16 protein-coding genes and 6 tRNA genes are annotated in these 20,268 nt (G+C 40.2%); 10 read left to right on the top strand and 12 right to left on the bottom strand.

The annotated features are described in order from the left end of the window. The first annotated feature begins 26 nt into the window (after window positions 1-26). Window positions 27-155 (top strand): hypothetical protein, encoded by a 129-nt coding sequence (locus AACX38_RS00225; RefSeq protein ID WP_255711862.1) that lies wholly within the window; start codon window positions 27-29, stop codon window positions 153-155. A 5-nt stretch (window positions 156-160) separates the two neighbouring features. On the opposite strand, the gene AACX38_RS00220 is transcribed toward AACX38_RS00225, so the two are convergent. The 9 genes from AACX38_RS00220 to nagB form a co-directional block, all read right to left on the bottom strand. Next, window positions 161-235, bottom strand: a tRNA-Gln gene (locus AACX38_RS00220). A gap of 13 nt (window positions 236-248) precedes the next feature. Further along, a tRNA-Met gene (locus AACX38_RS00215) sits at window positions 249-325 on the bottom strand. Between the two features lie 41 nt (window positions 326-366). Beyond that, window positions 367-441, bottom strand: a tRNA-Gln gene (locus AACX38_RS00210). A gap of 74 nt (window positions 442-515) precedes the next feature. Next, window positions 516-590 (bottom strand) — tRNA-Gln (locus AACX38_RS00205). Window positions 591-661: 71 nt separating this feature from the next. Continuing rightward, a tRNA-Leu gene (locus AACX38_RS00200) sits at window positions 662-746 on the bottom strand. A 5-nt stretch (window positions 747-751) separates the two neighbouring features. Further along, a tRNA-Met gene (locus AACX38_RS00195) sits at window positions 752-828 on the bottom strand. A gap of 153 nt (window positions 829-981) precedes the next feature. Continuing rightward, a complete protein-coding gene (nagC, locus tag AACX38_RS00190; RefSeq protein WP_099121699.1) occupies window positions 982-2,205 on the bottom strand; it encodes a DNA-binding transcriptional regulator NagC in 1,224 nt (407 codons plus the stop codon). Beyond that, on the bottom strand, window positions 2,192-3,406 hold the full coding sequence (gene nagA, locus AACX38_RS00185; protein ID WP_228862783.1) for an N-acetylglucosamine-6-phosphate deacetylase: 1,215 nt from the start codon (window positions 3,404-3,406) through the stop codon (window positions 2,192-2,194). Before nagA ends, nagC begins: the two co-directional genes overlap by 14 nt. 42 nt (window positions 3,407-3,448) lie before the next feature. Next, window positions 3,449-4,255: a glucosamine-6-phosphate deaminase gene (gene nagB, locus AACX38_RS00180; protein WP_228862782.1), complete on the bottom strand. Its 807-nt coding sequence runs from the start codon at window positions 4,253-4,255 to the stop codon at window positions 3,449-3,451. 336 nt (window positions 4,256-4,591) lie between these two features. Here nagB and nagE point away from each other — a divergent pair, with 336 nt between their 5' ends. The 8 genes from nagE to AACX38_RS00140 all read left to right on the top strand — a co-directional run bounded on the left by nagE (window position 4,592) and on the right by AACX38_RS00140 (window position 15,194). Then, a complete protein-coding gene (gene nagE / locus AACX38_RS00175; RefSeq protein WP_228862781.1) occupies window positions 4,592-6,610 on the top strand; it encodes an N-acetylglucosamine-specific PTS transporter subunit IIBC in 2,019 nt (672 codons plus the stop codon). A gap of 594 nt (window positions 6,611-7,204) precedes the next feature. After that, entirely contained in the window at window positions 7,205-8,056 is an 852-nt protein-coding gene (locus AACX38_RS00170; protein ID WP_228862780.1) for a phytanoyl-CoA dioxygenase family protein, read from the top strand. A gap of 24 nt (window positions 8,057-8,080) precedes the next feature. Beyond that, window positions 8,081-8,842 (top strand): glycosyltransferase, encoded by a 762-nt coding sequence (locus AACX38_RS00165; protein ID WP_228862779.1) that lies wholly within the window; start codon window positions 8,081-8,083, stop codon window positions 8,840-8,842. Between the two features lie 134 nt (window positions 8,843-8,976). Further along, a complete protein-coding gene (locus tag AACX38_RS00160; RefSeq protein ID WP_228862778.1) occupies window positions 8,977-9,624 on the top strand; it encodes an HAD-IA family hydrolase in 648 nt (215 codons plus the stop codon). Between the two features lie 240 nt (window positions 9,625-9,864). Further along, the gene (locus AACX38_RS00155; RefSeq protein ID WP_228862777.1) at window positions 9,865-10,989 is read left to right on the top strand and encodes an MFS transporter; all 1,125 of its coding nucleotides are present in this window, start codon (window positions 9,865-9,867) and stop codon (window positions 10,987-10,989) included. 54 nt (window positions 10,990-11,043) lie between these two features. Next, on the top strand, window positions 11,044-12,273 hold the full coding sequence (locus AACX38_RS00150) for a DegT/DnrJ/EryC1/StrS family aminotransferase (RefSeq protein WP_228862776.1): 1,230 nt from the start codon (window positions 11,044-11,046) through the stop codon (window positions 12,271-12,273). Window positions 12,274-12,455: 182 nt separating this feature from the next. Next, entirely contained in the window at window positions 12,456-14,123 is a 1,668-nt protein-coding gene (glnS, locus tag AACX38_RS00145) for a glutamine--tRNA ligase (RefSeq protein WP_228862775.1), read from the top strand. Window positions 14,124-14,357: 234 nt separating this feature from the next. Then, window positions 14,358-15,194, top strand: a complete 837-nt coding sequence (locus tag AACX38_RS00140; protein WP_228862774.1) for an AraC family transcriptional regulator — start codon at window positions 14,358-14,360, stop codon at window positions 15,192-15,194. A gap of 133 nt (window positions 15,195-15,327) precedes the next feature. On the opposite strand, the gene AACX38_RS00135 is transcribed toward AACX38_RS00140, so the two are convergent. After that, entirely contained in the window at window positions 15,328-15,939 is a 612-nt protein-coding gene (locus AACX38_RS00135) for a LysE family translocator (RefSeq protein ID WP_228862773.1), read from the bottom strand. Window positions 15,940-16,007: 68 nt separating this feature from the next. Then, on the bottom strand, window positions 16,008-16,415 hold the full coding sequence (locus tag AACX38_RS00130) for a DUF2000 domain-containing protein (RefSeq protein ID WP_228862772.1): 408 nt from the start codon (window positions 16,413-16,415) through the stop codon (window positions 16,008-16,010). 394 nt (window positions 16,416-16,809) lie between these two features. Between AACX38_RS00130 and AACX38_RS00125 the strand changes: the two genes are divergently transcribed. After that, window positions 16,810-19,503 carry a beta-N-acetylhexosaminidase gene (locus AACX38_RS00125; protein WP_228862771.1) on the top strand — a complete coding sequence of 898 codons (2,694 nt, stop codon included), beginning with the start codon at window positions 16,810-16,812 and terminating at the stop codon, window positions 19,501-19,503. A gap of 117 nt (window positions 19,504-19,620) precedes the next feature. Here the strand turns inward: AACX38_RS00125 and fur are convergent, their stop codons facing one another. Further along, entirely contained in the window at window positions 19,621-20,073 is a 453-nt protein-coding gene (gene fur, locus AACX38_RS00120) for a ferric iron uptake transcriptional regulator (RefSeq protein WP_099111135.1), read from the bottom strand. Window positions 20,074-20,268: the final 195 nt, after the last annotated feature.

The following is a 20,268-nucleotide window of genomic DNA, read 5'->3' as shown; positions in this document are numbered from 1 at the left end:
TGAGCACTTCATAAACAGGGTTAGATGTGTCAATTTCAGGCTGGTCATCAAACAAAGATGAAGACTATAAAGCGGTAAGCTGGGGATATTTTTTGGCACAAAAACAAAAAAAACCACCAAAAGGTGGCTATCAGTTCAGTCAACGTTTGTTTTGAAAATTTGGCTGGGGTACCAGGATTCGAACCTGGGAATGCCGGAATCAGAATCCGGTGCCTTACCGCTTGGCGATACCCCAACTGAATTTAAAATGGTGGCTACGACGGGATTCGAACCTGTGACCCCAGCATTATGAGTGCTGTGCTCTAACCAGCTGAGCTACGTAGCCATTTACGTTAACCGTAAATTTTATGAAAACCTTCAGGAGAATGGCTGGGGTACCTGGATTCGAACCAGGGTATGCCAGGATCAAAACCTGGTGCCTTACCGCTTGGCGATACCCCACCTGAATATTTTCATTTTAAACCTTGTTTTATTAATGGCTATCTATTTCTTAGTAATTATCGTTTTCAGAAATATGGCTGGGGTACCTGGATTCGAACCAGGGTATGCCAGGATCAAAACCTGGTGCCTTACCGCTTGGCGATACCCCACCTGAAAAACAACACACTAAAACTTAAAGCAACCTTAGCAAAACTCGATTTAAGTGCAACCGAAGAAGAAATGGTGCGGGAGGCGAGACTTGAACTCGCACACCTTGCGGCGCCAGAACCTAAATCTGGTGCGTCTACCAATTTCGCCACTCCCGCAAAGATGGTGGCTACGACGGGAATCGAACCTGTGACCCCAGCATTATGAGTGCTGTGCTCTAACCAGCTGAGCTACGTAGCCATCTTTTTTCGCTTTGCCTTCATCGGCGGTGCGGGGCGCATTATGCGTATATCAGACAGATGCGTCAACTGCTTTTTTAAAAAAATATGCATAAAATCGCTTGTTTGTTTGCCCTGTAATCATCTTGATGATAAAAGCAGCTAATGTGGCGGATTATCCTCCAAGAAGGTGTTGTAACAGCAGACCATTGAGCATAGCTCGCTTCGTTAAAGCGAATGCGCCTATTGCAGAACAGTGATTTAATTCGGAAACTACGATAGGCAGGTCTTCACGGAAGTTTTTTAAAGTCTGAGTGTTGATGCAATTTTGAATAGCGGTAAGCAGAGCCTGCTCTGCTTCAGTGATATCACCGGCAATAACAACTTTCTGTGGATTAAAGAAGTTAATGGCAATGGCGATGGCTTTACCGAGGTTATGCCCTGCCTGCCTGATCACTTCGACTGCCAGAGAGTCACCCTGATTAGCAGCGCGACATATGTCATGGATGCTGCATTTATCCAATGTCAGCTTGCTTGGAAACCCCTGCTGTAATTGATGCTGTATTTTAGCCTCTATGGCTGGATTGGATGCGATCGTCTCCAGACAACCAAAATTACCGCAATGACAACGTTCACCCAGTGGTTCAATTTGGATATGGCCTATCTCTCCCAGATTGCCACGTTTATTGAGCAAGATATTATTCTTGATAATAACGCCAGCACCTACACCACGATGAACACGTACAAGAAGAGAGTCTTCACAATCGCGAGTGGCTCCGAAATAGTTTTCTGCCAGCGCCAAGCTGCGGATGTCGTGCCCGATAAAACATGAAATATTGAAGTGATTGCGCAGGTTTTGCACTAATGGCCAGTTATCGACTTTAATATGTGGCATATAGCGGATAATGCCATTATGGGGATCAACTAATCCGGGGACAATAATGGAGATTGCAATCAGTTCGCGGTTACGCCGCTGATTTCTGCTGATAAAGTCTTCAATCACGGAGATAATCCGTTGTTCGACTTCTTGCTGGCTATTTTCCAGAACAGGATGTTGCTCTTCAGCCAATTGTCTGGCGCTCATATCAAATAACGCAATCGTCGCATCCCGACGGCCTAGCCGAACACCAATGGTATGAAAATGGCTGGTTTCTGTGACGATGGAAATAGCGCGACGTCCGCCAGTAGATGCTTGCTGATCAACTTCTTTAATCAAACCACGCTCAATTAACTGACGAGTAATTTTTGTCACACTGGCCGGAGCAAGTTGGCTCTCTTCCGCAATTTGTATACGGGATATTGGCCCGAGTTGGTCTATCAACCGATAGACCACGGCGCTATTGAGCTGTTTGACCAGCTCAATATTCGCGATTTGTTTTTGTGTGTTATGGTTGTTCATCAGGCACTATGCTCGATAGTTCAGCTTCATTTCCTTTGTTGTTATTGTCATTAACGATATTTCCGTTAACTATGGTTTTACAGATTTTGAAATCATGAGTGAATGCTGTCAGGTTTGCTACTTTACCCGGCTCAATCGTTCCAAGATGTTTATCGACACCGATAGCTTTAGCTGGGTAAAGGGTTGCCATGCGCAGTGTTTCATCTAAAGCGATACCAACTTTTTCGACACTATTCCTGACACACTCAATCATTGTGGCTGAAGAGCCACTTAATGTGCCATTCTCATCGACACATAACCCGTTACGATAATATATTGTTTTATTAGCGAAGGTGAATTGTTCTATATTACTGCCTTTATCCAGCCCGGCGGGGACAATGGCATCTGTCACAAGCACTAATTTTTCATTTTTCAGACGCTTGGCGCTACGAATGTTGGGCCAGGCAACATGCATCCCATCACAAATAATACCGGCATAGACTTCAGTAGTATCATAAATTGCGCTGATTAACCCCGGCTGTCGGCCAGAAATGGCCGGCATGGCATTGTATAAATGAGTGGAGAAGGTAATACCATTTTGGAATCCCCGTCGCGCCTCTTCATAGGTTGCGTTGGAATGACCCGCGGAAACAACAATGCCCGCTTCAGTTAACTGGTGAATGTAATGATTTTCTACCATCTCAGGAGCAAGAGTAATTTTCTTGATCACATCGGCATTAATACACAAATAATTGACCATTTCCGGTGTTGGTTTGCGTATATAGGCAGCATTATGTGTGCCTTTTTTTACTGGATTGATGTAAGGCCCTTCCAGATGTAAACCAATCGCCTGATTGGGGTTGTTAGCCAGATAGATACGCATTACTTCAATGGCTTTGATCATCAGCTCATCAGGGCTAGTGATAAGCGTTGGCAGAAAACTGGTACAGCCGTATCGCTGATTGGTTTTCTGCATGATATGCAGTGTCCCTTCCGTAATATCTTCCATGCGGTCATTATACTGGACCCCGCCACAACCGTTGACTTGCAGGTCAATAAACCCGGGAGAGAGGTTTGCACCCTGTAAGTCATGCTGTTCAATGCCTGCCGGTAACTCATTTTCCGGACAAATATGCTTAATTATCCCACCTTCAATAATAACAGCATATTCACTGAGCCTGTCGTGTCCGGTGTAGATAATACAGTTGGTTAAAGCGTACATTCTGGACTCCTAAATGCCTGAACCTAAATGCCTGAATAAGTATTAACTGGCGAATTCACTCAGAATATCAGCCTCTATCTGGCGAAAATATTTTACGGTTTTTACTCTTAACTCCATTGTTGCAGCTTCATCACACGCAATAATTGTTTTTGGGTGTATCTGTAGACAGCTTACTGTCCACATATGGTTAACATTACCTTCAATAGCAGCTTGTAGAGCCAGTGCTTTTTGAGTTCCGGTTACGAGAATAATGATCTCTTCAGCATCCATTAACGTACCCACACCAATAGTTAACGCATATTGGGGGACTGATTCCACGTTATTATCGAAAAAACGGGAATTGGCAGTTCGTGTTTCCAGAGTCAGCGTCTTAATTCGTGTACGGGAAGAGAGAGAAGACGCTGGTTCGTTAAATGCAATATGACCGTCGTTACCTACACCGCCCATAAACAGATGAATTTTGCCATACGCTTTAATTTTATTCTCATAGCGTAAGCATTCAGCTTCGATATCTGTCGCATTCCCATTGAGTAAGTTGATGTTTTCTTTTTTAATATCAATATGATTGAAGAGATTCTGATACATGAAAGTGTGGTAACTCTGGGGGTGATCCTCAGGAATGCCAACATATTCATCCATATTAAAGGTTACAACATTTCTGAAACTAACTTTTCCTGCCTGATATAGAGAAATTAGTTCTTTGTAAGTTGCTAATGGTGTACTGCCTGTAGGCAGGCCGAGAACAAAAGGGCGTTCTGCTGTTGGTTTGAATTCATTGATTTTTCTAACAATATAGTGAGCAGACCATCGACCTACATCACTTGCATTTGTTAGGGGGATCAGCCTCATGATGACCTCTTCAAAAAATTATTCATTTATTAAATTAAAATTATACGGACAGTGGTAGGGAAAAAGCTGCCTATCATACCTGTTCTTTACAGCGGTTCTACCGGACACACACGCGTTAATGTTATTTTTTATAATAAAATAAGTTTTTGATTAAGGCCATATTTAGCTCAAAAATATATCAATTTAAGTGATTTTTATCACACATACGAACGATTTAATTTGCGATGAAAAATAAATTTCTTAGACTTAAAATTATTCAACAACAAATAGATGAAGATGTTATTACATCATTTATTAAATAAAAGACTCCATTCATGGGGCTTTAAGGGGGCGTGAGTGAACATTTTAACTTACTTACAACAGATTGGTCGGGCATTAATGGTGCCTGTTGCAACATTGCCTGCTGCGGCGATATTACTCGGGATTGGGTATTGGATTGATCCGACCGGTTGGGGAGCTGACAATAAAATGGCAGCTTTGTTTATCTCATCCGGCAAGGCTATTCTTGACAACATGGCAATATTATTTGCAATTGGTATTGCTTATGGTATGTCAAAAGATAAAGACGGAGCTGCTGCACTGACCGGATTAGTCGGGTTTATGGTTGTTATGAAACTGTGTTCGCCCGAAGTCATCGCGATGATTGAAGGTATTCCGGTTGCTGATGTGCCAGTGGCATTCAATAAAATTAATAATCAGTTTATTGGTATTTTAATAGGGGTTATTTCAGCTGAGCTTTATAACCGCTACAGTAATGTTGAATTACCTCTGGCACTGTCTTTTTTCAGTGGACGCCGTTTGGTACCGATCCTGAATTCTTTTTTAATGATTCTACTTTCTTTTATCCTGATATTTGTCTGGCCTGTCATTTATGATTGGCTGGTGGTATTTGGTGAAAGTATTACCAGCCTCGGGTCTGTAGGGGCGGGGCTTTATGCATTCTTTAATCGTCTGCTAATACCCTTAGGTTTGCACCATGCGTTGAACTCAGTTTTCTGGTTTGATGTGGCGGGTATTAATGACATTCCTAACTTCCTGGGAGGAGGAAAATCTATTGCTGAAGGAACGGCTATTCCGGGTATTACCGGGCGTTATCAGGCTGGTTTCTTCCCCATCATGATGTTTGGGTTACCGGGAGCGGCATTGGCGATATACCACTGCGCCCGTCCTGAGAATAAAGCAATGGTTGGCGGTATCATGTTGGCGGGAGCATTTGCTGCATTCTTTACTGGTATAACTGAGCCACTTGAATTCTCTTTCATGTTTGTGGCACCTGTGCTTTATTTTCTGCATGCCATTATGACGGGTATTTCAGTTTATATTGCAGCGGCGATGCACTGGATTGCCGGTTTTGGTTTCAGCGCCGGCTTTATTGATCTTTTCCTCTCCTCACGCAACCCGTTAGCTGTTCACTGGTACATGCTGATCCCACAAGGGTTAGTATTTTTCTGTATCTATTATGTTGTATTTCGTTTCACTATCAAAAAATTCAACCTGATGACATTAGGCCGTGAGTTACCTTCTGCCGCGGGAACTGATGCTGATATGAAATTGAATGCTGGTGGCAAAAACGATATTCAGGAAGAAGCATATAACTATGTTGCTGCGATAGGTGGATCGGCCAATTTAATCAATATTGACTCTTGTATCACCCGTTTGCGTTTATCCGTGAAAGATTCCAGTTTAGTTAATGAACGAGTTACTAAACGTCTTGGGGCTTCTGGTGTTATTCGCCTGAATAAAGGAAGTGTTCAGATTATTGTTGGTATGCGTGCTGAACTGATTGCTAGCGCCATGAAAGATGTTATTGCTAAAGGTCCGATTTCCGCTGCGACAGAAAATGATATTCCAGACTTTGATACTCCGGTAGAAAAAAAGAGTACGCAGGAAAATAAAGAAATTCTGACTTTGCTAGCGCCTGTAGCGGGTGAGTTAGTCAAGCTGGAAGATGTACCGGATGAAGCTTTCTCCAGTAAATTAGTGGGTGATGGTATTGCAATTAATCCGACCTCGGAAACAGTCTTCTCACCCGTTACAGGTACGGTGGTAAAGATATTTGATACTAACCATGCGTTATGTATTGAGGCGGATAATGGTGCTGAAGTTATTGTCCATATGGGCATTGATACTGTTTCTCTGGGCGGCCGTGGGTTTGAATGTTTGGTGAAAGAAGGCATGAAAGTCAAAACAGGAACGGCGTTACTGAAATTAGACCTTGATTATTTGAATTCTCATGCCAAATCAATGATAAGCCCAGTTATTATCAGCAATATCGATAACTATTCAGGAATCCGAGTGATTGCAAAAGAGGGAGTTATTGCCACAGGAGAAGATTTATTTCAGATATATAAATAATTAATAACCTACCTCATAATTTTCATCTCATAAATATTTTTTAGTATTACCTGTATGCAGAAATGCATGCAGGTAATGTCAGAATGCTTTTCTTCACTTTTAACCCCTAGAAATAGGTAAATTATTTCTAGGGGAGCGAGTTAAAATCATATAATTCTAAATATAGAATTATAGTTCCTATCTTCAAGTTTCTAAAAAACGAAAAATATATCATTAATTATTTTTGGTAAGATATTTATTATTACGATGCATCTGGAATGTGGAAATATAAAATTAAATATATGATGGTTATTTTTTATATTCACGAGAGGTATTTGTTATTGTCATTTTTTCGATAAGGAATAATTGAATGTGGGTATTTTACAATAATTTTTGTTTTTTATTTTATTTGTGATTTACCTCAATTTTTTTATAAAAAATATCCTTTAGTTTTATTTGGCTTAGGTTGAGTTTATTTTAATGATTTATATTCCCGTCCATTTTATAAACATTTTAGATCAAAGTCTAATGCACTTAAATTATCTCTGATAGAGAGATTAAACTGTGTTCGTTGATAAGATAACCAAGTGAAATAAATATAAGTAGGTGGAAATTATGAGTTTATCTATTTCAGAAGGAAAAATGGAAAAGTATTTAAAGAGTTGGGATGATAATGGTTATATCATCATAGAGTCGGCAATAAGCAAAGAACAAGTTCAAAAAACTGTCGATGCTATATTTTATTTTTTGGAAATGGATAAGAGTAACCAGAGTGATTTTTATAACATGGAGATTCGCTCTCGTTCAGGAATTGATGAAATGGGGCGGATTCCTTTTTATCATCATCAGGCTTTGTGGGATAATCGTCAGAATCAAATCATTTACTCTGTATATGAAAAGATTTTTGGTACCTCAGATTTACTGGTTAGTGTTGACAGGGTAAATATGAATCCTCCAGTTAACGAAAACTGGAAATATGAAGGTTTTATTCATTGGGATATTGATGTTTCTAAACGCCCACTGGAAAGAAAAATACAGGGTCTTTTGAGCTTAACTGATGATAATGGTAATTCTGGTGGTTTCCAGTGTGTTCCTGGTTTTCATAAAGTTATCTATGAATGGCTATCAAAACAGCCAGCGGGATATAACAGTAGATTTCCTGATACAACAGGAATGAATATTAAATCAATTCCATTGAAAGCAGGGGATTATGTCATTTTTGACAGTGCACTGCCTCACGGGAATATACCTAATACTTCGAATGAGCCAAGATTAGCTCAATATTTTTGCTTATTTCCACGAACAGATATTACAGAACAACAAGTTGCCGAGAGAATTGTAGCTTATAAAAAAGGTTTGCCGACGACATCTATAACAGGGAAAGCCTTTCCGGTTAAAAAAGCACATCAACAAGATACATCTCAGATACACTTAACAGATTTGGGTAAATTATTATTGGGATTTTAGTACATTATACCTTAAGGTATCATTATGGAGACAAAAAATCATCGCATAGAGGATGATGCTATTGATGTTTCAATTATTCTTCCTCGCTATAATGAAAATTATTCTGTTATTGAAAAAACTATCCAGCGTATCCGAAACATTCAGGAGAAGTTGAAGGTACAAATAATTATAGTCAACGATTCAGATAAAAATAATTTTCATGACCAAGATGTTGTAAAAATAAAGAAAAATTATCCTGATGTTCTGGTGATCTCTAACTGTGGCAACTATGGAAAAGGCTATAGCATTAGAAGAGGCGTCGATTTAGCAAAAGGGAAGTATATTTTTTATACAGATATTGATTTTCCTATAAAAGAAAGTGATTTTTTTATTGCATACAGGAGGATTGAAATTTCAAATATTGACTTGGTTATTGGAGAGCGCTTTTCAAAGAATAAATCAAAAGCAAATTCATATAGGAAGATAACCAGTAAAATATTTTTAAAAATAGTCAACTTACTATTGAATTGCAAAGTTTCTGATTCTCAATGTCCATTTAAAATGTTGAAATCTGATGTGGCAAAAGAAGTGTTTTCTAAGCAGAAGATTAATGGATACGCATTTGATGCTGAAATTATTTATCTGACAAATAGGTTATCTAAGAAATTAGATCAGTTCCCAGTGGCCTGGGAGGATACAAGAGAGAACTGGAGTCTGGCGAGGACGTTAATTAACTATAGCATAATGATATTTGGCATTTTTTCCATTAAGATTTATTGGGTTATAAACGATCCGGAGATAATCTGAAGTGATTAATTAGCAGATGCTGTGATATTGATTTATCCTAATGAAATAGGTCTGATGATTTATTTTGATTCCTATGTTTTATTATAAATGATTGGGATGATTTACAGTGTTTGTTTTTTATTATCGGAGGGGTAATGGGGATTTATAATATAAAGGCTATTTTATTTGATATGGATGGGACTTTGGTTCAATCTTTATCGGAAGTTGAAATGATTTGGTCTAAATGGTGCGAAATGCAGAATGTGCCTATCCAACATGTATTGGAGATATGTCATGGTGTTCGTTCCAGAGATGTTATTTTGTCTATTGCCCCACATTTGAATGTGGAAGAACAGGTTCAGTTATTGGATGATTTAGAAGTTCAACATTCAGGTTCAGCACAAGCTTTATTTGGTGCAAAAGAATTTTTACTTTCTTTAAATGATTGCCCTTGGGCTGTAGTCACTTCAGCCAGCCAGAGAGTTGCATATCATAGAATGAATGTTTGTGGTCTTAAGATACCGGATCTCATTGTGGGTTCTGATGATGTACAGGACGGGAAACCGCATCCTGCTCCCTACCTCATGGCAGCTGAACGTTTGGGAATAAAAGCCAAAGACTGTTTAGTTTTTGAAGATTCATATGCAGGAATACAAAGTGCATTAGCAGCAGGTTGTGAGGTCATACAAATTGGGGGACAAGAGAAAATACACTCTTCAGTTCTCGAAGTAATTAAGCACTGGGATGAAATTAAAATTGATAAAATAGGAATGAATGCTTTTGAAATTAAAATTAATTCATAAGGATGGATTAATGTTTTGATGACTCTATACCCTATGGATTTCGAGTTGCATCGCGGCGGCAAAGGAGAAAGTCCCCTGAGCATAGATAACTATGCGACTGGGGTGAGCGAGTGCAGCCAACAAAGAGGCAGCTTGAAAGATGACGGGTATATACACAACGGATTTCAAGATGAAGTGTATAACCCTGTGTGATTAAGTATAGCGTGGGCTTTTATATAAACATTATGGTTGAGATGGATTATGAATAATGTGATTGCAACTAGAGCTGTTTTCTTAGCTGCTGGTATGGGAATTGCGGCATGGGCTCCTTTGATACCCTTGGTAAAAAATTTTTTAAATATTGATTCAGGAGAGCTGGGTGTTTTATTGTTTTTTCTGGGTCTTGGGTCAATTGTATCCATGCCTGTTACAGGATTTCTGACTACTTTATTTGGTTGTCGTAAGGTTATTATAATTTCAGGGATTTTTGCTATTGTTTCTTTACCGCTTCTAATATTATCTTCGAGTGTTACCCAGCTTGGAATTATGCTTTTTATCTTTGGGGCATCCATTGGTACAGTGGATGTTGCAATGAATATCCAGGCTGTAGAAGTGGAAAAAAATACAAAGAGAAACTTGATGTCAGGCTTCCATGGGTTTTTCAGTTTGGGAGGGATTCTGGGGGCGGCTGGCGTATCGATATTACTTTATATGAACTTTTCTGCTCTTGTCGCATGTCTGGTTATATCTTTTATATTATCGTTGTTATTTATTTTTTCTTTCTCCGGGCTTATAAATAATCACGATAATAATAAAGAAAGAAAGGATAAAGGTTTCTTTTTTCCGAAAGGTATTGTTATCTTGGCGAGCTTTCTTTGTTTTCTAATGGGGATCATTGAAGGTTCAGTTATTGACTGGAGCGGCGTTTTTTTGGTTAATGAACGTAATGTTGATATTGCATTTAATGGATTTGGCTATGCTGCATTTGCAGCAGCGATGACGACAGGACGATTTTTAGGGGATCGAGTTATATCTAATATAGGGCGTGGGAAAGTCTTTTTTGCAGGGACATTTAGTATTTTTATCGGTTTCTTTATTGTTGTTAGTGTAAGTTCTTTCTATCTATATATGATAGGTTTTTTCTTTATAGGATTAGGTGCATCAAATATTGTTCCGATATTATGCTCTATATCGGGAACTCAAACAGTTATGCTCCCCGGTCATGCAATAGCTTCAATTGTTACATTTGGCTACTTTGGAATAATGATTGGGCCTGCGTTAATCGGGTTTATTGCTCAGAGTTTTAGTCTTGAAACAGCATTTTATTTATTATCTGTTGGTGCATTAATTATGTTAGTTAACTCAAGGTTTATAAAAAATAATTAATTTGTTTTTATATAAATAAACTTATCTCTTGTAATAATATTAAGGTGTGATTTTATGAAATTCCCACAATGGCCTGATTTTGCCGAAAAAACATTAAAAGATATTCAGCAGCCACTGTTATCCGGTGAAGTTAATTACTGGACCGGAAAAAAAGGCATGGAATTTGAAAATAAATTTGCCGACTGGATTGGCGCAGAAATGGCAATCTCCTGTAATTCAGGCACCTCTGCTGTGAATATTGCTGTGGGGGCATTAAATATCGGCCCTGGTGATGAAGTTATTGTTCCTTCATATACCTTTATTGCTACTTCCTTTGCTGTATTACAGTGCGGTGCTATTCCTGTATTTTGCGATACGACGGAAGAACACACTATCGACCCTGATAAAATAGAAGCTCTGATTACCGAGCGCACAAAAGCTATTATCGTTGTACATCTTTATGGTGTTGTCTGCGATATGGATGCAATTCTTGCTGTTGCCCGCAGACATAATCTCAAAGTAATAGAAGACAGCGCGCAATGTCTCGGTGGAAAGTATAAGGGGAAATCTGTTGGAACGATTGGTGATGTTGGCACATTCAGTTTCTGTCAGTCCAAACATTTTACCACCGGTGGTGAAGGTGGCATGGTTGTGACCAATAATCCTGAAATCGGTTGGGAATGCCGTGCCTATCGTGATCACGGGTTTGATGTGAAAAGGAAGTTTGACTTACTTGCTTTGGAAGAGGTGTCATGGCATGTGCATAATCGCATTGGCTATAATTACCGTATGACTGAAATTCAGTCGATCATCGGGATTAATGAGCTGGAGCGGTTTGATGACTGGAATATGCATAACCGTAAACAATACGCGAAAATCTATGACGCAAAATTTGCAGAAATCGATTTAATTCATAGTCTGCCGCTGAATAATGAAGACAGGCAAAACGCATATTGGCTATATCCTATCGTGTTTGATCTTGCCAAACTGGATTGCACAGCTGAAATCATTTTGCGTGATTTGAAAAAAATCGGTGTGCCTGCGTTTAAAATCCAGTGGCCGGAAGCCTATGGTGAACGGGTTTTCAAAGAGCTACGTGGTTTTGGCTCTGCCAATTTCCCTTTCCATTCCAGTGAGTACACATCGCCTGAATCGGTAAATTATTGCGATGTTGTGTGTGAAACAGCCCGTTCTTTATTGCCCCGGACAATCAGCCTGTATTTGCATCCTAGCTGGAATGAAGAACATATCGTTTATTGTGCAGATCAGTTAATCACAGTGCTGGAAAATCACCGTATCCGCTGATTTTACTTACTTCTCGTATAGAAATGGCAGGCCTTTACTCAAAATGGCCTGTCTATATCCTTTTTTCACTGAGACTTTCTTTTTTTCCTCTATTTCCCACTAACTAAGTGTTGTTTCTCGGTTCAGCTTAATAGATTATAGAGGGTTATATTGAAGCGCTTTTTGCATTGAGGAATAAAACGATGAGTGAGGCAGATACTCGCCCGACAAACTTTATTCGTCAGATTATTGACGAAGATTTGGCAACTGGTAAACATACTTCCGTTCATACCCGTTTCCCGCCTGAACCTAACGGCTATCTGCATATTGGTCATGCAAAGTCGATCTGCCTGAATTTCGGCATTGCGCAAGACTATCAGGGGCAATGCAACCTGCGTTTTGACGATACGAACCCGGTTAAAGAAGATATTGAATACGTTGAGTCAATCAAGCAAGACGTACAATGGTTGGGTTTCCAGTGGAGTGGTGATATCCGTTATTCTTCTGATTACTTTGACCAGCTGCATCAATACGCCATTGAGTTAATCAATAAAGGTCTGGCGTATGTGGATGAGCTAAGCCCTGATGAGATCCGCGAATATCGTGGTACGTTGAAAGAGCCGGGTAAAAACAGCCCGTACCGTGATCGTAGTGTGGAAGAAAACCTTGCTCTGTTCGAGAAAATGCGGGCGGGCGAGTTTGCAGAAGGTAAAGCGTGTCTGCGTGCCAAAATTGATATGGCCTCTCCTTTTATGGTCATGCGCGATCCGGTTCTGTATCGTATCAAATTTGCAGAACACCATCAGTCTGGTAATAAATGGTGCATCTATCCGATGTACGATTTTACCCACTGTATTTCCGATGCGCTGGAAGGGATTACACACTCTATTTGTACACTAGAGTTTCAGGATAACCGCCGCCTGTATGACTGGGTATTGGATAACATCACAATTGACTGCCACCCTCGTCAGTATGAGTTTTCCCGCCTGAATCTGGAATACGCAGTAATGTCCAAGCGTAAACTTAATCAGCTTGTGACTGAGAATATTGTTGCTGGCTGGGATGACCCTCGTATGCCAACCATTTCAGGCCTGCGTCGTCGTGGGTATTCTGCTGCGTCAATCCGTGAATTCTGCCGCCGTATCGGTGTAACTAAGCAGGATAACAATGTTGAAATGGCTGCACTGGAATCTTGTATCCGCGATGATCTTAATGAACATGCACCACGAGCTATGGCAGTTCTTGATCCGGTGAAACTGGTTATTGAAAATATGCCGGAAGGTGAAGTTATTCTGACCATGCCTAACCATCCGAATAAGCCGGAAATGGGCAGCCGTGAAGTACCATTCAGCCGTGAGCTCTATATTGATCGTGCAGACTTCCGTGAAGAAGCTAACCGTCAGTATAAGCGTCTGGTCATGGGTAAAGAAGTGCGTTTGCGTAACGCTTATGTGGTTAAAGCTGAGCGTGTTGAGAAAGACGCAGAAGGCAACATCACCACGATTTACTGTCATTACGACGAGCAGACTCTGAATAAAGATCCGGCTGATGGCCGCAAAGTGAAGGGTGTTATTCATTGGGTAAGTGCAGTACATGCCGCGCCAGCTGAATTCTACCTGTATGATCGTCTGTTCAGCGTGCCAAATCCGGGTGCGGCAGAGGATTTCCTGTCCACGTTTAATACCGAGTCATTAGTGGTACGTAAAGGTTTTGTTGAGCCAGGTCTGGTCAATGCCATGCCGGAAAAAACTTACCAGTTTGAACGTGAAGGGTACTTCTGTGCTGATAGCAAACTTTCAACGGCTGAACACTTAGTGTTTAACCGCACTGTAGGTCTGCGTGATACCTGGGCGAAAATCTCTAAAGAGTAATATCAGCTAAGAACACATACCTGATAGATGTCTAGTTATATCGAGATGGTATGTGAATGGCAGATTCTCGGTAACGAATTTGCCTAGTTAAAAGCTGGTTTTTGGTGAGAGGCTTCGACCTCTCACCAATCTTTAGCAGAATGGATAACGGTATACCTTGTACATTGCAATTAGAATAGGGTTCTATTAAGAAATAATAATTATTTTAAAATATCATGGTCATATGGAGTTAATATGCATGGATTAGCTACATCGCGAGATTGGGTATATAGAGCACCTGAAACAAGGAAAGTCGAAAGAATAGAGGCTTATTTTTTAAATCACGGTTATGATCCTCATAGACATGATACTTATGCAATTGGGAAGACTTTGTTTGGAGTTCAGAGTTTTCACTATCGTGGTAAGATGCAACACAGTCTTCCTGGCAATACGATGGTATTACACCCTGATGAAGTTCATGATGGCGAGGCTGGAACGAGTGCTGGTTTCCACTATCAAATGATATATATCGAACCATCAATGATACAAGAAATAATAAAAGGAAAACCATTACCATTTATAAAAAATGGCATCACCAGTGATCCCAATATTTTTAGGGCAACGAATGCTATTTTACAAAATATGGATTGCAGAATAGATCCTCTGGAAGAAGATGATGCTCTTTATGATTTAGCTGTCTCATTAGTTGAAGCAAGTGGATCTGCTTTAAATAAAAAAAGAAATTTTGATTATTTTGCTGCGGAAAAAGCAAGAGAGTATATTCACTCAAATTTAGATAAAAATATAACATTAGGAGAGCTTGAACGTAACGTAAATCGTGATCGCTGGAGTCTTTCGAGAGATTTTAGGTTATTATTCGGAACAAGCCCTCATCGTTATATGACAATGCGCAGGTTAGATATAGTAAAATCCTGTTTAATTGTTGGAGATTCTATTACTGATGCTGCGTTGATAGCAGGCTTTTTCGATCAAAGCCATATGGCAAGACATTTCACAAAAACGTTTGGCTTAGCACCAGCACACTGGAGAAATATAAACAGAAATAATCACCATAAAAACTTTATATGTTAATACAAACGATATAACGAAGTGCCTCCACCTTCAAATGTAAAATAAATAATTCCAAGTAGAATGTTTTATTATCACCGAAAGGTGAAATCTATTTTTCGCATTATTTAAAGATGGAGGGAATGACGAGCGTGTCTTATATTAAGTTAATGCCAGCAAAAAAATCATAAGCCATAAAAATGGCAACAATAGCCAGCATAGTTCCCATTACTTTATTTAGATGATTAAGCCATGAGGTATTTTTTATCTGTTTGCCAATAATTGCGCCAAAAAATGCATAAAGCCCTGGCGCGCCAGCTCCACCAATTGAAATCAGTACCGATACTAAAAATATCATTGGTCCTGTAATATGAGCAGCAGGAAACATAATCGTAGTGACAGGTAAGACGACAAGTGCACCCTTGGGATTTAATGCCTGAATTAAAAAACCATTCCAAAATGTAAGAGTTTTATCAGGTGTCGCTATTACCTCTTTCTTATCTAACTGCATATTAGATGTTACCATTTTAAATGAAAGATAAAATGTATATAAGGATCCAAGTAATGAAATATAGGGAAGATGTTTATGAGAGATAATAGCTTCTCCTGCATACCCTAAAAATATAAATAATATAAGCATTGCACAGCCTACACCAATAAAAAAGCCAATCGTTTTTTTAAATTGACCGGTTAAACCAGAGTTCATGCCCATAAAGTTAACAGGGCCGGGGCTATACATTACGCCAAGGGTATAAAGAAATATTTCCATACAATCTCTCTAAATAAATTTTAAATTTTTATAATCTTGAAATAGACCGCTATCCAATCAACATTGAATCATTTGTGAAGAGATAATCCTTTTATTGCTTTATCTACCGATTTCTTTGGACCATGCACAGCGAGGCCGACTAAATTCATGTTATCCGCATTTTCAGCTAAAAAAATTTCTCGGTTCGCTGCATCGTGACTTGTTGAAAACATAGTATAGACGTAAGGAACTAGAAGGAGTGAACGTTCCAAGCCTTTCCTATGAACACGTTGAAGTTCATCAAGTTCAGCACCAAAAATAAGCATAGGTTGACCACACATACTTCCATATTTATGGCCAGAAGAGTCAATATAGGGGGTACCTATAATCTCCGATGCAGATGAGGCAATGCCTGTTGCGAGGAATGCAACCACATTCATTTTTTGCCAGATATGTAAGTCATCCCGCACTATGAAAGCAATTTTCGTATCAAACATTTTAAGTCATTCTCCATACGTTGTTATGTGAACAATATATTTAATTAACGGCAGCATATTTGTCTTGTACGTTTGTGCATGGATGCATACCACACCTGATGAATATTAAAAATGCGTGGTTCCAAAGAGAGATTAAGTATGATTTTCATCACTTTTTTTATATACAAAAGAATCGTAATGAAAATTAAGCCCTTCTACCAAGATTAAAAATTGCCTTATAGTCACATGTTGTGTAGGGTTATTTTGTGTTGATGCCATGTCATTTAAATCGTGTTATTGAAGCCATATTGCTTAAATGATGTTGTTCATAACATGTTGTTTAAACGCATTTTAATATGTCAGAAACAGCCTTTTGTTCTGGGCGAAAAAATAAACTCGGACGAGGTCATTATTAATGAAAAGCATTAAATTACATACTTTGGCAGCATTTCTCATGGCGGCAGGGTTCACTGCGGGTGCTTGTGCAGAAAATATTCGTACGGAAATGACATCACAGCAGGTAGTGGATTCACTTAGCAAATTAAATGTGAATTTCAGTATCGTAGATAATCAGGCCGGAGCACATGGGACTAATTGCGCCATTTTAGGTGCAGACTGGGCAGCGTGTAATCGGGTTAATATCATATTGACCAATGGTGATCAGAATATTGATTCCGCGGATTGGTCACTCTATTTCCACAGTATCCGCCAAATCCTCAGAATTGATCATGAGCAATATAAAATCACTCACATCACAGGGGATCTGCATAGGCTGGAACCGACTGAAAAATTCAGGGGCATCAGAGCGAATGAAAAAATCATACTGCCAATTATTGGAGGATACTGGCAGGTTTATAGCACTGATTTTATGCCGCGCTGGTATGCCACATCCGGTGATGCCATCCCTAAGGTATTGGTAAATACGGATACTGAAGATCTGAGCGCATTTTTATCTCCTTTTCAGGGAGAGCAGTGGAAACGCACCACAACGGATCATAATATCCTGATGACACCTGAAAACCGTTTTGAGAAAAATCGGCAGATGGTGCTAATTAGTGAAGATAAATTACGTGGGAAGATTATTCCGACACCTAAAAAGGTGACGATTCACTCACAGGATGTCAATTTGTCCCGCGGAGTAAAACTGGAACTGGGAGGATTGAGCGGCCAATCAGTCAGGGTGATTCGGGATCGTTTTGCTGCTCACAAGATTAAATTAACCGATAACGGTTACCTGATTACAACGCAAATTAATACCGACAAATTTTCGGGTGACTCGCGGGTGAAAGGTGCTTATTCGCTGGATATCACCCCCAAGGGAGCACATATAGTTGCTTTTGATCAGTCCGGCGTGTTTTACGGGCTGCAATCGCTGTTTTCCCTGATCCCGGCTGATGGCGTACCGAAAATTGCCACACTAACAGCACAAGATGCACCTAGGTTTGAGTATCGTGGCACGTTCCTTGATGTCGGGCGTAATTTCCATAGTAAAGAAGCTGTATTGCGCCTGTTGGATCAAATGGCTGCTTATAAGCTGAATAAATTCCATTTCCATTTAAGTGATGATGAAGGCTGGCGTCTGGAAATTCCCGGTTTACCGGAGCTAACAGAAATCGGCAGTAAACGCTGTCATGATTTAAGTGAGACAAAGTGCCTGCTACCACAGTTAGGTTCAGGGCCGGATAGCAATAATATGGGAAGTGGTTACTTCAGCCGTCAGGATTACATTGATATTCTGGAATATGCTAAAGCTCGTCAGATAGAGGTGATCCCGGAGATTGATATTCCGGCTCATGCCCGTGCAGCGGTGGTGTCAATGGAAGCCCGTTATAAGAAACTGATGGCAGAAGGAAAAGAGCAGGCAGCTAATGAATATCGTCTGCTCGATCCAACAGATACCTCAAATACAACATCTTCACAATTTTATGATCGCCATAGCTATCTGAATCCATGTATGGACTCTTCCAAACGTTTTATTGACAAAGTTATCAGTGAAATTGCCGAGATGCATAAAGAAGCCGGCTCACCGCTGACAACATGGCACTATGGGGGGGATGAAGCGAAAAATATTCGTTTAGGTGCGGGATATCAGGATAAAGATGGCCCGATTGAACCGGGTAAAGGGATCATCAATAAAAAAATTGAAGATAAGCCGTGGGCAAAATCTCAGGCTTGCCAAAAAATAATTGCGAAGGGCATTATCAAAGATGTTGATGAACTGTCCAGTTATTTTGCGGTTGAAGTCAGTAAAATCGTTAATAAACATGGCATTGATACGATGCAATCATGGCAGGACGGACTGAAACATGCGAAATCAGCAAAAGACTTTGCTACACGACATGTCGCGGTAAACTTCTGGGATACGCTTTATTCGGGCGGCGCGGATTCTGTTAATGACTGGGCCAATAAAGGCTATCAGGTCATTATTTCCAGTCCTGATTATGTTTATCTGGATATGCCCTACGAGGTCAATCCGAAAGAGCGGGGTTACTACTGGGCTTCCCGTTTTAATGATGAAGCGAAAATCTTCAGTTTTGCACCCAATAATATGCCACAAAATGCTGAAACTTCGTTGGATATCAACGGAAACCATTTTAATGCAAACAGCGGCAAACGGTGGCCGGGAGCATATGGGTTGTCAGGGCTGTCATGGAGTGAGACTGTGCGCACTGATGAGCAGATGGAATATATGATTTATCCACGCTTATTACCGTTGGCGGAACGGGCATGGCATCAGGCTGAGTGGGAGCAGAATTACCAGCAGGGAAGGGAATATAAAGGCGGAATTACACGGTATGTAGACACCGATAAGCTTAATAAGGACTGGCTGCATTTTGCTAATCTGGTGGGACAGCGCGAAATGGCTAAACTGGATAAAGCTCATATTGCGTACCGTCTGCCGATACCCGGTGCAAGAATTATCTCCGGGACACTGGAAGCTAATATCGCCTTGCCGGGTCTGACTATTCAGTATTCATTAGATGATGGAAAAACATGGGAAACTTATGATGACAGACAGCGGCCGCATGTTAATGGTCATGTGAAAATTCGTTCTGTCAACACTGACGGCAAGCGTTTCAGCCGGGTGGAAGAGGTATCCTCTGAATAATCTTACAGTTGCTCCTTAATAGGATATTCAAAAGCAACCTGCCGATTAGTCTTAGCTAATCGGCAGTAGCTTCTCTGACAGGATCAGACACTAGAAGTAGCAGTAAATGCTGACTCCTTATCGTGCTTTCTCATCATGTAACGAACCGTCTTTGCGACAATCGCCTGTAGTGCAGTGACCATACAGGTATAGACTATGATTTGACAGCTTGATTCCATAACGTGTTGCGATATCTTTCTGACGTTCTTCAATGGATTCATCGCTGAATTCAATCACTTTACCGCAGTCGAGACATATTAGATGGTCATGGTGATGTTGTTGAGTGAGTTCGAAAACCGATTTACCGCCTTCAAAATTGTGGCGTGTAACAATGCCGGCATCATCGAACTGGTTCAACACGCGATAGACAGTGGCGAGGCCAATCTCTTCACCGATATCAATCAGTTTTTTGTAGAGATCCTCCGCACTGACATGATGGCATTCTGGGTCCTGTAGCACTTCCAGAATTTTCAGGCGAGGAAGTGTTACTTTAAGTCCAGCATTTTTCAATGCTTTATTGTTGTCGGTCATGCGGATTCAGTCCTGTAGCTTGAGTTTAGTGAACTTAACAATACATACCCATCGTTTTCCAAATCGCCTTTTTGTTGGCTGTACTCATTGATTTCTGTCACATAGTGACCTATGTTCCGGAGGGTGAGTACCCTTGCCATCGTGATGCGACTCAAAATCCATAAGTTATGGGTGTTATTGTGAGAGAATCATGAT

The organism is Xenorhabdus sp. PB30.3 (assembly GCF_963895965.1).
Classification (GTDB): Bacteria; Pseudomonadota; Gammaproteobacteria; order Enterobacterales; family Enterobacteriaceae; genus Xenorhabdus; species Xenorhabdus stockiae.
The sequence above is the reverse complement of the archived record's forward strand: the minus strand, read 5'-3'. Positions and strand labels throughout refer to the sequence as shown.

What these genes read in the sequence shown, in the direction of transcription:
- nagC (WP_099121699.1), bottom strand. Translation starts at nt 2,205, where the DNA reads ATGAACAACCATAACACACAAAAACAAATCGCGAATATTGAGCTGGTC.
- nagA (WP_228862783.1), bottom strand. Translation starts at nt 3,406, where the DNA reads ATGTACGCTTTAACCAACTGTATTATCTACACCGGACACGACAGGCTC.
- nagB (WP_228862782.1), bottom strand. Translation starts at nt 4,255, where the DNA reads ATGAGGCTGATCCCCCTAACAAATGCAAGTGATGTAGGTCGATGGTCT.
- AACX38_RS00170 (WP_228862780.1), top strand. Translation starts at nt 7,205, where the DNA reads ATGAGTTTATCTATTTCAGAAGGAAAAATGGAAAAGTATTTAAAGAGT.
- AACX38_RS00165 (WP_228862779.1), top strand. Translation starts at nt 8,081, where the DNA reads ATGGAGACAAAAAATCATCGCATAGAGGATGATGCTATTGATGTTTCA.
- AACX38_RS00160 (WP_228862778.1), top strand. Translation starts at nt 8,977, where the DNA reads ATGGGGATTTATAATATAAAGGCTATTTTATTTGATATGGATGGGACT.
- AACX38_RS00155 (WP_228862777.1), top strand. Translation starts at nt 9,865, where the DNA reads ATGAATAATGTGATTGCAACTAGAGCTGTTTTCTTAGCTGCTGGTATG.
- AACX38_RS00150 (WP_228862776.1), top strand. Translation starts at nt 11,044, where the DNA reads ATGAAATTCCCACAATGGCCTGATTTTGCCGAAAAAACATTAAAAGAT.
- glnS (WP_228862775.1), top strand. Translation starts at nt 12,456, where the DNA reads ATGAGTGAGGCAGATACTCGCCCGACAAACTTTATTCGTCAGATTATT.
- AACX38_RS00140 (WP_228862774.1), top strand. Translation starts at nt 14,358, where the DNA reads ATGCATGGATTAGCTACATCGCGAGATTGGGTATATAGAGCACCTGAA.
- AACX38_RS00135 (WP_228862773.1), bottom strand. Translation starts at nt 15,939, where the DNA reads ATGGAAATATTTCTTTATACCCTTGGCGTAATGTATAGCCCCGGCCCT.
- AACX38_RS00130 (WP_228862772.1), bottom strand. Translation starts at nt 16,415, where the DNA reads ATGTTTGATACGAAAATTGCTTTCATAGTGCGGGATGACTTACATATC.
- AACX38_RS00125 (WP_228862771.1), top strand. Translation starts at nt 16,810, where the DNA reads ATGAAAAGCATTAAATTACATACTTTGGCAGCATTTCTCATGGCGGCA.
- fur (WP_099111135.1), bottom strand. Translation starts at nt 20,073, where the DNA reads ATGACCGACAACAATAAAGCATTGAAAAATGCTGGACTTAAAGTAACA.